The sequence below is a fragment of the Paenibacillus sp. HW567 genome (assembly GCF_000374185.1).
Taxonomy (GTDB): Bacteria; Bacillota; Bacilli; order Paenibacillales; family Paenibacillaceae; genus Paenibacillus_AQ.
This window is the reverse complement of record NZ_KB910518.1, coordinates 2,748,804-2,763,697: the sequence shown is the minus strand read 5'-3', so window position 1 is coordinate 2,763,697 and position 14,894 is coordinate 2,748,804. Positions and strand designations below refer to the sequence as shown.

14 protein-coding genes are annotated in these 14,894 nt (G+C 51.7%); 11 read left to right on the top strand and 3 right to left on the bottom strand.

The window, feature by feature from the left end; all coding sequences use genetic code 11:
• The first annotated feature begins 75 nt into the window (after nt 1-75).
• Both B212_RS0112540 and B212_RS0112535 read left to right on the top strand, forming a co-directional pair.
• Entirely contained in the window at nt 76-1,053 is a 978-nt protein-coding gene (locus tag B212_RS0112540) for a helix-turn-helix transcriptional regulator (RefSeq protein ID WP_019911143.1), read from the top strand.
• 65 nt (nt 1,054-1,118) lie between these two features.
• Nucleotides 1,119-1,646: a DinB family protein gene (locus tag B212_RS0112535; protein WP_019911142.1), complete on the top strand. Its 528-nt coding sequence runs from the start codon at nt 1,119-1,121 to the stop codon at nt 1,644-1,646.
• A gap of 218 nt (nt 1,647-1,864) precedes the next feature.
• On the opposite strand, the gene B212_RS0112530 is transcribed toward B212_RS0112535, so the two are convergent.
• Nucleotides 1,865-2,548 (bottom strand): GntR family transcriptional regulator, encoded by a 684-nt coding sequence (locus B212_RS0112530; protein ID WP_019911141.1) that lies wholly within the window; start codon nt 2,546-2,548, stop codon nt 1,865-1,867.
• 354 nt (nt 2,549-2,902) lie between these two features.
• On the opposite strand from B212_RS0112530, the gene uxaC reads away from it, so the two are divergent.
• The gene (gene uxaC, locus B212_RS0112525) at nt 2,903-4,309 is read left to right on the top strand and encodes a glucuronate isomerase (RefSeq protein ID WP_019911140.1); all 1,407 of its coding nucleotides are present in this window, start codon (nt 2,903-2,905) and stop codon (nt 4,307-4,309) included.
• 124 nt (nt 4,310-4,433) lie between these two features.
• Here the strand turns inward: uxaC and B212_RS0112520 are convergent, their stop codons facing one another.
• A complete protein-coding gene (locus tag B212_RS0112520) occupies nt 4,434-5,261 on the bottom strand; it encodes a helix-turn-helix domain-containing protein (protein WP_019911139.1) in 828 nt (275 codons plus the stop codon).
• Nucleotides 5,262-5,419: 158 nt separating this feature from the next.
• Between B212_RS0112520 and B212_RS0112515 the strand changes: the two genes are divergently transcribed.
• The 5 genes from B212_RS0112515 (at nt 5,420) to msrA (ending at nt 10,305) form a co-directional block, all read left to right on the top strand.
• Complete coding sequence (locus B212_RS0112515; protein ID WP_019911138.1) at nt 5,420-6,583, top strand: Gfo/Idh/MocA family protein; 1,164 nt, start codon at nt 5,420-5,422, stop codon at nt 6,581-6,583.
• A gap of 47 nt (nt 6,584-6,630) precedes the next feature.
• Complete coding sequence (locus tag B212_RS0112510) at nt 6,631-7,395, top strand: sugar phosphate isomerase/epimerase family protein (RefSeq protein WP_019911137.1); 765 nt, start codon at nt 6,631-6,633, stop codon at nt 7,393-7,395.
• Nucleotides 7,396-7,431: 36 nt separating this feature from the next.
• Entirely contained in the window at nt 7,432-8,520 is a 1,089-nt protein-coding gene (locus tag B212_RS0112505; RefSeq protein WP_019911136.1) for a Gfo/Idh/MocA family protein, read from the top strand.
• Between the two features lie 16 nt (nt 8,521-8,536).
• Nucleotides 8,537-9,553 (top strand): Gfo/Idh/MocA family protein, encoded by a 1,017-nt coding sequence (locus tag B212_RS0112500; protein WP_019911135.1) that lies wholly within the window; start codon nt 8,537-8,539, stop codon nt 9,551-9,553.
• Between the two features lie 239 nt (nt 9,554-9,792).
• The gene (gene msrA, locus B212_RS0112495; protein ID WP_019911134.1) at nt 9,793-10,305 is read left to right on the top strand and encodes a peptide-methionine (S)-S-oxide reductase MsrA; all 513 of its coding nucleotides are present in this window, start codon (nt 9,793-9,795) and stop codon (nt 10,303-10,305) included.
• A gap of 426 nt (nt 10,306-10,731) precedes the next feature.
• Here msrA and B212_RS35795 read toward each other — a convergent pair whose 3' ends face one another.
• Nucleotides 10,732-10,800: a hypothetical protein gene (locus B212_RS35795; RefSeq protein ID WP_332258147.1), complete on the bottom strand. Its 69-nt coding sequence runs from the start codon at nt 10,798-10,800 to the stop codon at nt 10,732-10,734.
• Between the two features lie 142 nt (nt 10,801-10,942).
• Between B212_RS35795 and B212_RS0112485 the strand changes: the two genes are divergently transcribed.
• From B212_RS0112485 to B212_RS0112470, 3 genes are all read left to right on the top strand, one after another.
• Nucleotides 10,943-11,662 (top strand): HAD family hydrolase, encoded by a 720-nt coding sequence (locus B212_RS0112485; RefSeq protein WP_019911132.1) that lies wholly within the window; start codon nt 10,943-10,945, stop codon nt 11,660-11,662.
• Between the two features lie 481 nt (nt 11,663-12,143).
• Entirely contained in the window at nt 12,144-14,057 is a 1,914-nt protein-coding gene (gene thrS, locus B212_RS0112475) for a threonine--tRNA ligase (protein WP_019911130.1), read from the top strand.
• Between the two features lie 86 nt (nt 14,058-14,143).
• Entirely contained in the window at nt 14,144-14,740 is a 597-nt protein-coding gene (locus B212_RS0112470; protein ID WP_019911129.1) for a GNAT family N-acetyltransferase, read from the top strand.
• Nucleotides 14,741-14,894: the final 154 nt, after the last annotated feature.

The window sequence follows — 14,894 nt, the reverse complement described above, 5'->3', positions numbered from 1 at the left end:
GTTGCGCAAGCTTTGTCCATTCCGTTAACATAATGAATAGATAAATGGATTTGGAGAATAAAGGAGCAGTCCGCTATGAATAAGACGGATCGCCTGCTGGCGATTGTCCTGGAGCTACAACGGAAGGGAAGACAGAGGGCGGAGGATTTGGCCGAAACCTTTGAAACGAGTGTGCGGACCATTTATCGGGATGTGCAGGCGCTAAGTGAAGCCGGGGTTCCTGTAGTGGGCGCGCCTGGACAAGGTTATTGGCTGATGGACGGGTATTTCTTGCCTCCGGTTAGCTTTACTGCCGGGGAAGCGGTCAGCCTGCTGATCGGCAGTGATTTTGTAGAGCAGCAGTTCGATGCCGAATTTAGGGATAGTGCAGCAGCAGCGCGGGGTAAAATCGAGGCTGTGCTGCCAGAGCCGGTACAGCGTGAATCAGAGCAGATCCGTGCCGGTGTGCGGCTGATTACCCCTAAACGGCGCAGGCTCAATGATACAAATGCAGCCAACTTTGCGCTGCTGCGTCAGGCGATTCGGGAGCAGCGCAGCCTCACCATGGTATACTGCAAGCCGGGCGCTCCCGGCCCTGGCACTGCTGAACAAGCCGATTCCACCGTCAATAACTCTCCAAAGGCCAGGGAAATTGATCCCTACGGCTTGGTTTTTGTGTCTGGTAATTGGATGCTGGTTGCTTACTGTCATTTGCGGCATGGGCTGCGTCATTTTCTCCTGAGCAGGATACGCACGCTTCAGCTTTTGGACCAGACCTTTGACATTCCGCACAATTTCCGGCTGGAGGCATACATACCCAAAGATGACCGGCAGATGCATGTGAAGATATGGTTTGATTATGCGCTGAGTGCAAAGGTGAAGGAGCAGCAATATTTTTACATGGAGCAGTATGAGGAGCAAGCGGATGGAGTGCTTGTGACACTCAGGGTACGTCAACTGGAGGAGGTGCAGCATTGGGTGCTGGGCTGGGGGAGCGGTGCGGTAGTGCTGGAGCCGGACTCTCTCAGGCAGTATGTGCAGGCCGAAGCTAAAAAGATGCTAAAACGCTACTGACATAATGCTGTCAGTAGCGTTTTTTTATACTGGCAACAGAACTTAACCAAAGGAGTTGCTTAATCATGAACACAAAAGAAATCCTGCAGCGCTTCGAAGAAACCGCTGATGTATATCTGCAGAGTCTTGAGAGATTTACTATGGAGCAGCTTACCCGCAAGCCTGAGGAGGCTCAATGGTCGATAGGGCAAATGTACATGCACCTGATCAATTCCGCGCTTTATATGCACCTTCGCAATGCAGAGACCTGCTGCAATTCCAACAAACTAAGCTTTACCGGAGCTGAGAAGAGTGAGGCGGGAGCAAATGTATTTGCCGCAGGCAGCTTTCCGCCTGTGGCTATCCACGTGCCGCCTTCCAAGGAGTATACCCCGCTCCAGCCGGAGAGCAAAGAGCAGATCAGCAGCGGTCTCCGGGCTGTGATCAGCACAATGCGTGAGCTGGAGCCTCTGCTGGCTGCAAACCCGGGTCCTGCTGCTTGCCCCCACCCCCGGTTCGGGCCGTTAAACGGGCTTGAGTGGTTCCAGCTAGTGGAGATGCATTACCGCCATCACTTTATGCAAAAAGAGCGTCTGGAAGCACTTATATCCTAGAATGTGCCATACATCCCCCAACGGCAGGAACCGATCTTCCTGTAACAAAACCGGCGCTCATGGAAGAGATGTTAATCTCCGGGGGTGCCGGTGCGTCCGAGCATTTACCGGGGGGAAATTACGTGGGAAGCACCATCCCAGTAAGGTTCATCACTTGGCGGAACCCTATTTCAGCCGCGACAAGGTCGCCGTGGTTCGGCTGAGCCAGAGTTTCCACTTCATTTTTGCTTGAAGTAATGCGGATATTTCTCCATCAGCATGCCCTGGTCGGCGATGGTCAGCGCCAGATGCTCCTGCATAATTGTGTCGGCGAGTCCGGCATCCCGTTCCTTAATGGCCTCGTATAAATGAAGATGCTGCTGATACAGATGCTCCCAGTCATGATCAACCGCCAGTCTGAGCATCCGGCTCCGGTTCAAATGAACCTTGATCTGCTGAACAACCTCCAGCGTATTGATCTTCCCGCAGCCTTCAAAGATGTTCCGGTGAAAATCCTCATCCAGACGGAACATGGATTTGTAATCCTGCTCTTCAAGGCATACCCTCTGCATGGCTAGGTTCGTCTTCAGCTCCTTCAGCTTGTCCTCCGGGAAGGAGACGCACGCTTCGCGGACCACCGCACGCTCCAGATGCTCACGCATAAATCCGGCTTCCTCCACAAGCCCGGAATCAATCAGGGAGACGATGGTTCCACGCTGGGGATAAATCTCCAGCAGTCCTTCCTGCGCCAGGCGCACGAAGCTTTCTCTGACCGGTGTCCGGCTGACATTAAATTGTAGGGAAATCTCCTTCTCCGAAATTGCGGTTCCCGGAGGCAGCTCTAGCTGAAGTATCCGGTTCTTCAGAGAATGGTAGACCGCATCGCGGGAGGAACCCGATTTTGTGTGTATTGTAATGTCCAAAACAGAACCCTCCTGTAGGAAATGAAGAAGCACTACCATACTACCATACATGTATGGTAGTATGGTAGTGCTATCTAAGATGAACTTAAAAAATCATATAAGGCAGGAGTGCGGAGGGGAAGCTTGGAGCTGTAGGAGCGATAGCAACCGCCTGAGAGCTTTCCGCAGGAGAGCTGGCCGTATGATTAGGCTGTCTGCGGATTTCCACTGCGGGAGAGCGGTATAAATCAAGAAATCTGCAGACGGGCAGGGGCCGGAAGTCCAAACATTCCCCGCAGTTACGACCAAGATCTAGTATGACAATCAAAAGTTCAGCTTAAATAGCTAATTTGAAACAAGTTGGAGGAGACCCCTGTGACTACACCTTTTATACATGACGATTGGCTGTTGCTGAACAAAAGTGCGCAAACTCTGTATCACGACTATGCGAAGGCTATGCCGATTTATGATTTTCACAGCCATCTGAACCCCGAGGAAATCAGCACCAACAAAAGCTTCCGCAATATGACCGATCTTGCGTTATCCGGCGACCATTATAAATGGCGTGCCTTGCGCTGGCTTGGAATCGAAGAAGACCTGATTACCGGAGATGCCCCGGACAAGGATAAATTTATGGTATGGGCACGTTCGGTACCCGAAATGCTGGGCAACCCGCTCTATCACTGGACGCATCTGGAATTGCTCCGGTATTTCGGCATTGACGAATTGCTGTCCGCAGAGAATGCAGAGAGTGTCTGGGAACGCTGCAATGAACAGTTGCAAGGGGATGGACTAACCACACAGGGAATTCTTAAGCGCTTCAATGTTGAGGTGGTCTGCACCACAGATGATCCGATTGACTCGCTGGAGCATCACATCCGCATTAAGGCTGATTCTGAAGTGAACACGGCAGTTGCTCCAACCTTCCGCCCGGACCGTGTGCTTGATATCCGCAACGAACAATTTGGCGGATATGTGAGACAACTGAGCGAGGTCAGCGGGATCGAGATCAGCAGCTATGTACAGTTTATGGAGGCTGTAGCGGCTAGAATGGATTATTTCCATAAGCACGGCTGCCGTTTATCGGATCAGGGCTTCGGCGAACTTCCATACGCCCATTCCACCGAGCATGAAGCGGCCTACATATTTGCCCGTGCACTAAAGAGGGAACCGCTCAGCAATGCTGAAGAGCAAAAGTTCCAAAGCTTCACGCTTCTCCAACTGGGCCGCCTGTATCACGAACGCGGTTGGAGTATGCAGCTCCATATCGGTGCGCTCCGCAACAATAACTCCCGGATGTTTGCCCGGAAAGGCAGGGACAGCGGCTACGATTCCATTCTTGATTTCAACATGGCGCGGGAGCTGAACAGCCTGCTGAACGAGCTGGATCAGAGCGGACAATTGCCGCAGACCATCGTGTACACGCTGAACCCGTCACAATATGAAATGATCGCTACAACGATCGGGAATTTCCAGGGGACAGGAGTGAAAGGTAAGGTGCAGATGGGGTCAGGCTGGTGGTTCCATGATCAGAAGGAAGGCATGCTGCAGCAGTTAAAAGCGCTCTCAAGCATTGGCCTGATCAGTCCTTTTGTCGGAATGCTTACAGACTCCAGAAGCTTTCTATCGTTTACGCGACATGAATACTTCCGCCGGATTCTCTGCAATTTGTTCGGAACCTGGATCGAAGAGGGCGACCTGCCGCGCGACTACGCTTATGTAGGACGGACGGTGCAGAACATTTGCTATAACAATGCGCATGCCTATTTTGGCATAAAATAAGTTCGTTGCCGCTAATAACGCAGAAACGGATACTTCCCTAACACTTGGGGGGTATCCGTTTTTTTGTAACTCGCTAGAATTGTTCCGTCCATCTAATGCACAGCGAACAGGTTCATAAATGATTCTACCTGGTACTGCTCCGGTAAGCCGAAGGGGAGACTCCCGTTGCTTTTTTGAAATATTTCGAGAAATGGGCCAGCTCCATGCCTACCTGCTCAGCGATATCCGAGATGCTGGAGTCCGTGGAGGACAGCTTTTTCTTGGCTAACGCCATACGCTTGAGCTGCACGTACTGCATCGGGGGAACCCCCATAAATTTCTTGAAGTAGGGGATAAAATAGTTCGGATGCAGATGCACTAGCTCAGCCAGCTCCTCCACCTCCATAGGCTGCTTCAGCCGCTGGTCGATATACTGCAGCACGTTTGACAGCTTGCCCTGATCACTGGTATGCACCAGCTCACCTACGAAATCGGAGTACCCTCCTGCTTCCAGACACATGGCCAGTAAATTTAATAGAGAGGCCTGAATCCGCAATGTGGCGAGAAAGCCCTCATCCTGAAACAGGGCGATCATTTCGTTGAAGATGTCCCTCACGGCATCCGGGTCGGCGGCATCGCTGATATAGAGCTTATTGGCAGAATGGAACAGCGGCCACTCCCCGATCTGGGCGTCGAAATGGCAGAAATAACGTGCGTAGGGATTGGAGGGGGAGGTTTCGGTCGTTTGTGTGGAGCCGGCAGGCATAATCATCAATTGACCCGGCTTCGGGTAATGGACAACCCCGTTAATAATCACCTTGCCCTCGCCGCTGTCAATAAAATATAGCCGGTTAAAGGATGGCGTCTCGTTAATACGGTTCCAGCCGGGATAACGGGTGCTAAGCTGGGCATGCGTGACGGTCACGTTCAAATTCTGCAGCAGGCGTCCGGTCAAATTGCCTAAATGATCCATAATGCAGCTCCTTTGTGGAAGTCTATTTCCAGTATACCGCTTTCATTTAACTAATACATCTTATTTATATACAAAAACACCTTAATTACGGTCATGTTCACGATTTGAAAATCAGGTTATCCTCATAACATAAGCTCGTATTGGGAGGGACTTAGAAGATGGAAAAAGTGCGTTACGGCATTATTGGAGTCGGCAATATGGGCCGGTCCCATGCCTTGAGTCTGCTGGGTGAGGTAAAAGGAGCGGAGCTGACCGCAGTCTGCGACATCAGCCCTGAACGTCTGGAGTGGGCTGCAGAGCATCTGCCGGAACAGATCAGGCGTTACAAATCAGCGTCAGAGCTGTTCGAATCACAAAGCGTTGACGCTGTGTTGATCTCCACCCCGCATTATGATCATCCGCCGTTGGCGATTGAGGCGCTGCGGCATGGACTTCATGTCCTGATCGAAAAACCCGCAGGTGTACACACGCAGGCTGTGCAGGAGATGAATGACGCTGCCGCCAAGTCGGACCGGAAATTTGGCATCATGTACAACCAGCGGACGAATCCGCTCTACCAGAAGCTGCGGGAGCTGATCCAATCGGGAGAGCTTGGCGAAATCCGCCGCACGAACTGGATCATTACGAACTGGTACAGATCGCAGAATTATTACGACTCGGGAGGCTGGCGGGCAACCTGGGCGGGAGAGGGCGGCGGAGTGCTGCTGAACCAGGACCCGCATCAGCTCGATCTCTGGCAGTGGACAACGGGGATGATGCCGAAGCGCATCCGGGCCTTTTGCCATTTTGGAAAATACCGCAAGATTGAGGTAGAGGATGATGTAACCGCTTATGTGGAATACGCAAACGGGGCAACCGGCCTGTTCGTCACAACGACTGGCGAAGCACCGGGTACGAACCGCTTTGAAATTAACGGCGACAACGGAAAAATCGTCATTGAAGACGGCAAGCTGATCTTCTGGCGGCTGCGCACACCGGAGCCGGTTTTTAACGCGGAGTTTACCGGCGGCTTCGGGGCACCGGAGTGCTGGAAATGCGAGATCCCCGTAGCAGAGGGCGGAGGGGAGCAGCATGTAGGCATCCTACGTAATTTTACGAACGCGATTCTGCATAACGAGCCATTGCTCGCGCCCGGGGAAGAAGGCATCCACGGCTTGACCCTCTCCAATGCCATGTATCTGTCCGCCTGGACAGACAATTGGGTTGAGCTTCCCATCGACAGCGGGCGGTTTCATGAGATGCTCATGGATAAGGTACGGCAGTCCACCTTCCGTAAGGAAGCAGCCGTGCAGACTGCGCTTGATGTAACAGGCACGCACTAAGCTGTTGTTATTTTGCCATCAAAATTGATGAAGGAGTGAGCTTATTTATGCAAGCCTCAACCATTGCTGCGCAAATGTATACCCTGCGTGATTTCACCCGGACGGCGGAAAACTTACGGGCAAGCTTTTTGAAGCTGCGGGACATCGGCTATACTGCGGTGCAGATCTCGGCGATTGGCCCAATTGATCCGCATCTGGTGAAGCAATATGCCGACGAAGCCGGTCTTGTGATATGTGCCACTCATGTCTCCTGGGACCGGCTGGTGAATGATCTGGATGCGCTGGCCGCAGAGCACAAGCTGTGGAACTGCAACTATATCGGCTTGGGCGGATTGCCCGAGGAATACCGTACCAGTCAGGAAGGCTACCGCAGCTTTGCCCGCAAAGCATCCGAAATAGCCCATATTCTGAAGGAGCGGCATGGTCTGCAGTTCGTGTATCACAATCATGATTTTGAATTTGAACGGCTGGACGGGATAACCGGGCTTGAGCTGCTGCTGCAGGAGACCGATCCTGACATGTTCGGCTTCGAGCTGGATTTATATTGGGTTCAGGCCGGAGGCGGCAGTCCGGTAGATTGGATACATAAGGTGAACGGCAGAATGCAGGTGGTGCATTTCAAGGATATGGCCACTATTGCCAGACAGCCGGTGTTTGCTGAAATCGGTGAAGGGAACATGAACTATGAAGCTATTATTGCCGCTTGCCGCGAGACAGGTGTGGAGTGGTTTGTTGTGGAGCAGGATGAATGCCGGCGGGACCCTTTTGAGAGTCTGGCGATTAGCCTGAAGTATCTGCATACGCACTTATAAGCCTATTTTTTATTCAGATTTGGGAGGGATCGTCAGATGAGCCGTAAAGATGGAATGAACTACGCCCCCAAGCATGAGGCCAAACCGGTAGTGGGACCGGGAGAATTCATAATTGCCGCAATGGCGCTGGACCACGGGCATATCTATGGGATGTGCAATGGGCTGGTGGAAGCGGGAGCACAACTGAAATGGGTGTATGACCCGGACATCAATAAGGTAAAAGCCTTCACAGCCGCATTTCCGGGTGTCCGTGCTGCCCGCAGTGCGGAAGAGATTCTGGAGGACTCCGCAGTCCGCCTGGTGGCTGCTGCTGCCGTTCCTTCGGAGCGAGGTGCGCTTGGCCTTAAAGTGATGGCTCACGGTAAGGATTATTTTACGGATAAAGGCCCGTTCACTGCGATGGAGCAACTGCATGCGGCCCGGCTCCAGGCTGAGCGGACGAAGCAAAAGTATATGGTGTATTACAGTGAACGTCTGCATGTTGAGAGTGCGGTCTACGCCGGACAGTTGATCTCCCAGGGGGCGATTGGCCGTGTACTCCAGGTGATCGGGATGGGACCGCATCGCTTGAATGCTTTAAGCCGTCCCGGCTGGTTCTTCCAGCGGGAGAAGTATGGCGGGATTCTCTGTGATATCGGCAGCCATCAGATCGAACAGTTTCTCTTCTATAGCGGTTGCCGGGACGCGAAGGTGCTGCACAGCAAGGTAGCCAATTACAATCACAGCGCCTACCCGGAGCTGGAGGATTTTGGGGATGCGACGCTGGCGGGAGATAATGGGGCAACCCAATATTTTCGCGTGGATTGGTTCACTCCGGAGGGTCTTGGCACGTGGGGGGATGGACGCACAACGATTCTGGGTACCGATGGATATATAGAGCTGCGCAAATACACTGATATTGCCCGTGCCAGCACAACGGATCATGTGTTTTGGGTAGATGGCGAGGGTGAGCATTATGAGCATGTGGCCGGAAAGGTCGGGTATCCATTTTTCGGAGAGCTTATTCTGGACTGTCTGCAGCGCACCGAGCTGGCTATGTCGCAGGCGCATGTCTTCAAGGCGGCGGAGCTATGTCTGGAGGCACAGGCCCAAGCGCTCAATCTTACCCCGGATACGTTAAAATAATCGGAAGGTGAACTGGATGAGTACACTCGGAGCAGCCATCATCGGCTGTGGTTCGATTGCTCCTTTGCATGCCAAAGCGGTTGCGTCAATGGAAGGGGCAAAGCTTGTGGCCGTTGCCGACAGCCATCCTGCGCATGCGGAGCAATTTGCCAGGGAATACGGCGGGGAAGCCGTCTATGACTACACAGAGCTTCTCGGCAGAGCGGACATTGACATTGTCCATATCTGTACGCCGCATCACCAGCACGCCCAGATGGCGATTGACTTCCTGCGGGCCGGTAAACAGGTGCTGACGGAGAAACCGATGGCTGTTGACGTTCCATCCGCCAAGCGGATAGCAGAAGCGGCGGCGGTCAGCAAAGGTCAGCTAGGCGTAGTTTTTCAGAACCGCTATAATGACACCTCTGTGCGGATTAAGCAGACGATTGATTCGGGCATACTTGGCGGGCTGCGCTGCATGAAGGGAGTTGTGACCTGGCAACGAAGCGAAGCTTACTACAGGGACAGCCCCTGGAGAGGAAAATGGGCAACGGAAGGCGGCGGTGTGCTGATCAACCAGACGATCCATACGCTGGATTTGCTGCAGTGGTTCGGCGGTGAGATAGCATCCGTAAAGGGGAGTGTGACCACCGACGTGCTGGATGGTGTAATCGAGGTCGAGGACACGGCGCATGCCTGTATTCAATTTGAAAATAAGGTGCGCGGCCTATTCTACGGGACCAATGCGTATCTGGTGAATTCCCCTGTCGAACTGGAGCTTGTCTTCGAGCAGGGTACGCTGCTTCAGCGCAGGGACTGCCTGTATCTTTGGCAGGATGGACATGAAACGCTGTTATGTAAACCTTCCTCCGGCAAAGTTGAAGGCAAATCCTATTGGGGCACAGGTCACCAGCGGTTGATTCATGACTTCTATACCCACATCCGCGAGGACCGGCATTTCTGGATTGACGGCACCGAGGGAATAAAAGCGCTGGAGGTGATTGCCGGGATCTACCGGAGCAGCGCAAGCGCCAGTCCCAAGCCTGCAAAGTAGATGAACTTGTATTACCCGGAGTCTCCTTTACGCAAACACACGCCAAGCCCATGATTCTGTTCTCGCTCATAAAATCACCTCTATCTCTGCATAATACGGCACACTACTCTGTCAGTCATGGTAGAACTTTGAATATAATACTTCATAATTTTTAGTTTGTATTGCTCAGTTCTACGGGCTTCTGTATACTGATTTCAGTATAAATAATTCCGATTACAGATAGAGAGAGGATACTGATTATGGAACAGGCAATGTTTGCCGGAGGCTGCTTCTGGTGTATGGTTACGCCTTTTGAGGAGCTGCCCGGAATTCACGGGATTGTCTCTGGTTACGCAGGAGGATCGGTAGAGAATCCGACCTACGAGCAGGTCAAGACCGGAACGACAGGACACTATGAGGTTGTGCAGATCACATTTGATCCGGCGCTATTCCCGTATGAGAAGCTGCTGGAGCTGTTCTGGCCGCAGATTGATCCGACCGATGACGGCGGGCAGTTTCAGGATAGGGGAACACAGTACCGGACTGCGGTATTTTACTATACTGAGGAGCAGCGCCTGGCCGCCTTGGCTTCCCGGGAGCAGGTTGCAGCCAGCGGCAGATTTGAGGGACCTGTGGTAACAGAAATACTGCCTGCGCCGGTCTTTTACCGGGCTGAAGAATACCATCAGGACTATCACAAAAAGAATCCAAAGCACTATAAAGAGGACCGCGAGCAATCCGGCCGCGACACCTTCATTGCGAAGCATTGGTAGGAAAGAATCCCAATTCTTAAAGCCTTATCTCTAGTTTTCTGGAGAAATAAGGCTTTTCTTTTTGCAGAACGATAAGTCTAATATTGTGTTGATCCTCCCTCAGGTGCACCCATTCTCAGACGGGGTTTGTTCTTAAATTGGGTGTTTGACTCGGTGTTACGGACTGTGGTGCACTTATTTCGGATGAGAGTCAAGACTTTGGTTAGTTAAGGACACCACGGGCCTTATAATCGAATGTTCCGTTCCTGAACGTTCCTTTGAGAGACCATAAGCGCCCCTCGGTCCGTAAAGCCGCAAAAAGTAGCGTTTTCTTGAACATAACGGCTCTCGGGTCCGTAAGGAGCCGACTCAGTTGCTGTGGCTCCTGTTCACCAACCGCTGAGGGGATGACCTCACCCACAGAGGTTGATTTTACCCTCAAGGAGTTCATATTTTTGACAGAATAACAAACTCGGGGACCGTAATGGTCTCTGCGAATATAACGGGAATCGCCATAAAAAAAATCAGGTTCCACGGCTGATTATCCGCCAGCAGTGACAATATTGCGTCATGTTCATGTTAGTTCCTCCAATAGATTATATAACGTACAGAGTGATGTTATGAAAAAAGTATGTGGAAAGTAAGTAGTTTCACAGGTATGATTGAAAAAACTGCAGATGAAGCAGACACAATTGATTTTGGAGGGAGCAAGCCGAAGGATATGGGAAGATTGCAGAGCATTTTGTTTGATTTGGACGGCACCTTAACGGACCCCAAGGAAGGGATTACCAAAAGCGTAGAGTACGCGCTGGGCAAGTTCAATATTGCCGTGGAGCATCTGGACGAGCTTCTATCTTACATCGGTCCGCCATTATACGATTCATTCGTGGAAATCCAAGGCTTTACCGCTGAAAATGCACAAAAGGCGGTTGAATTCTACCGTGAACGTTACGCGACACTCGGGAAATACGAGAATGCGGTGATTCCCGGCATTCCGCAATTACTGGAGGAGCTGCGGGGCAGGGGCCTGGACCTGTACGTGGCTACTTCGAAACCGACGGTTTTTGCCGAAGATATCCTCCGGCACTATGGCTTGGACGGCTTCTTCAAGTATGTAGGCGGGAGCAATCTGGATGGGACCCGCTCCAGGAAGCAAGAGGTGATTCAACACGTGCTGGACGAGAATCATATTCCTGCAAATGAAGCGCTGATGATCGGGGACCGCGAGCATGATATTATCGGCGCCAAAGCCTGTGGTCTGCCGTCTATCGGAGTCATGATCGGGTATGGCTCGGAGGAAGAGCTGCGAAGTGCCGGTGCAGATGATATTGCATACAACGTGGCAGAGATAGGCGAGATAATATATCGTTTGACGTAAATAATATTGACACCTCTTAAGTGCTGAAATTGCGCATTTTTCCGTAAATATCTTCCAAACGGGAGGATGAACTTATTTTGTCTGAGCGGTTGACATTTGTTCAAGGGGTTCAGTATTATGTAACCAGCAACACCATATTCAAGGCGATGACCAAAGACATGATATCCTACACGGACTGGCCAGAGACAGAAGTGAAAGGTGAGAGCTTCTTACAGAGACCGGCAGGATGTTACCCCTTTGCAGCCGTGGCGCTGAACCCTCCCTGCTGTTAGGGCGGCTGTAAATGCCACCGTCTTATCCCCGATAACGGATACCAATGAGGATGCTGTATGTTGTCTTCCGCCCGAACAGCCGGGGGCGAGATGATGGCAGATCAAATTAGGGTGGAACCACGAGCAGAACGCACTCGTCCCTTTCCGGGAGAGATGCGTTTTTTTGCGTTCAACATTCAAACAAACCCTAAGAATTGGAGGCCACAATCATGGAGATCAAAGCAGCACTGCCGGATGGAACAATCAGGAGGTATGCACGCGGCACCACAATTGCCGAAGTTGCGGAATCTATCAGCATAAGTCTGAAGAAGCAGGCTGTAGCCGGTAAAATCGACGGTAAGCTCGTTGACTTACACCAGCCGATTGAGCAGGACAGCCTCGTTGAAATCGTCTTGGAGGGTAGTCCAGAGGGATTGTCCATCCTTAGACACAGCACTGCACATGTAATGGCTCAGGCCATCAAACGTATATACGGAGACCGCAAGGTCAAGCTGGGTATTGGTCCGGTAATCGAAGACGGCTTTTATTATGATATTGATATTGAGAAGCCGCTGTCTGCTGAGGAGCTTGCCGCTATCGAGCAGGAGATGAACAAGATTGTGGGAGCCAATCTGCCGATTGTCCGGCGGGTGGTCAGCCGCAGCGAGGCGCTTGCGCTTTTTGAAGCACGGGATGAACCCCTGAAGCTGGAGCTGATCCATGACCTGCCGGAGGAAGAAGTCATCAGCCTGTATGAGCAAGGCGAGTTCACAGATCTGTGCCGGGGTCCGCATTTGGCAGCGACTGGAGGGATCAAGGCCTTCAAGCTGCTGAGTGTGGCGGGTGCATACTGGCGCGGTGATTCCAATAACCAAATGCTGCAGCGCATTTACGGAACTGCTTTTCTGAAGAAGGCACAATTGGAAGAGCATCTGCACCTGCTGGAAGAAGCGAAAAAACGCGACCACCGGAAGCTGGGCAAGGAGCTCGGATTGTTCATGTTCTCGGAGGAAGCGCCGGGAATGCCATTTTATTTGCCGAAGGGCATGGTTCTTCGCACAGAGCTGGAGAATTTCTCACGTGGACTGCTGCACACGCACGATTATGAAGAAGTCCGCACACCGCTAATGATGAACAACCGGATGTGGGAGCAGTCAGGGCACTGGGACCACTACAAGGACAACATGTATTTTACTCAGGTGGACGAAACGAAATATGCACTCAAGCCGATGAATTGTCCGGGGCACATGCTGATCTTCAAGAACAGCCTGCGCTCCTACCGGGAGCTGCCGATCCGCCTCGCCGAGTTCGGGCAGGTGCACCGCCATGAATTCTCGGGTGCGCTGAACGGAATGATGCGGGTGCGCACATTTTGCCAGGATGATGCCCATCTGTTCGTGCTTCCAGAGCAAATCGAGAGTGAAATCGGCCGCGTGCTGGAGCTGATCGACCACATCTACAAGGTGTTTGGCTTCGAGTATAAGGTCGAGCTGTCCACACGTCCCGAGGATTATATGGGGTCCGATGGGCTATGGGATCAGGCGGAGCAGTCGCTGCAAAAGGTGTTGGAGAACAGCGCCATCCCTTACCGGCTGAACCCGGGAGACGGCGCTTTTTACGGGCCGAAGATTGACTTTCACATTCAGGATGCGCTGAAAAGAAGCTGGCAGTGCGGGACGATTCAACTGGATTTTCAAATGCCGGAGAAGTTCGATCTGACTTATATCGGCGAAGACGGCCAGAAGCACCGTCCGGTGGTCATTCACCGTGCTGTATATGGTTCAATCGACCGGTTCATGGGGATTGTTACAGAGCATTACAGCGGCGCTTTTCCGCTGTGGCTGTCTCCGGTGCAGGCGAAGCTGCTGCCTGTGTCCGGGATTTACGCCGATTATGCCTTTCAGGTCAAACAGTTGCTTCAGGAGGCCGGAATCCGCGCCGAGATTGATCTCCGGGAGGAGAAGCTGGGTTATAAAATCCGCGAAGCACAATTGGAGAAAGTGCCTTATATGCTTGTGCTTGGTGAAAATGAACACAACTCATCCACTGTTTCGGTGAGAAAGCGGACCGAAGGTGATCTGGGCTCGATGCCTGTGGAAATGCTCCTGAAGCAGATTCGCCGTGAGCTTGCGGCCAGAAGCTAAAGATTGAGAGATTTAAGTTACAAATAGACTGTTTCATTATATAGTTAATGAAGCAGTCTTTATTTTATAAAGGAGGCAAGAAGCAAGTGCAGCAGCAAACTATACAAGAGTTGAAGGGCAGCTTTATCCGTCTTGTTCCCATGGAAGACATCCATAGGCCAGAGCTGGTGGAGCTGCTCCAAAATCCGCAAATCTGGGAATGTACCTGGCGCAAAATATCTACAGTCGAACAAGTGAATGAGTTAATCGAAACTGCACTAGCCAATAAAGAGAAAGGTTCGGAAATTCCTTTTGTCATGGTCGAGCGGTCTTCGGGTAAAGTAATCGGTACCTCGCGGATCAAGAATCTGGACCGGACCCACCGCAATGCGGAGATTGGCTGCACTTGGATATCACCGGATTTCTGGAGAACTTCGGCCAACACGGAATCGAAGTCACTTTTGCTGCATTATTGCTTTGAAGAGCTTGGACTCATTCGGATTGATTTCACGATTGTGGGAGGTAATCTGAGATCGCAAAGAGCGATTGAGCGGATAGGCGCTGTCCGGGAAGGTATGCTGCGCAAGCACAGAATTACATCTGACGGTACAGTCCTGGATAACGTGCTGTACAGCATCATCGACGACGAATGGCCTGCGGTCAAAGCCAATTTGCACTACTTGCTTAATGTGAAGTATGTATGAGACTGAAGAACGCTTTTCCGAATACAAGGTAGTTTTCAAGAACAAATAAATGATATAATAGAAACATATATTCCCCAAAGCTGAATTGTATAAGAGTTTCCTAACCCATATTCCACCCTCCATGGGGCAGATATGGGTTTATGTTATGTTGTAG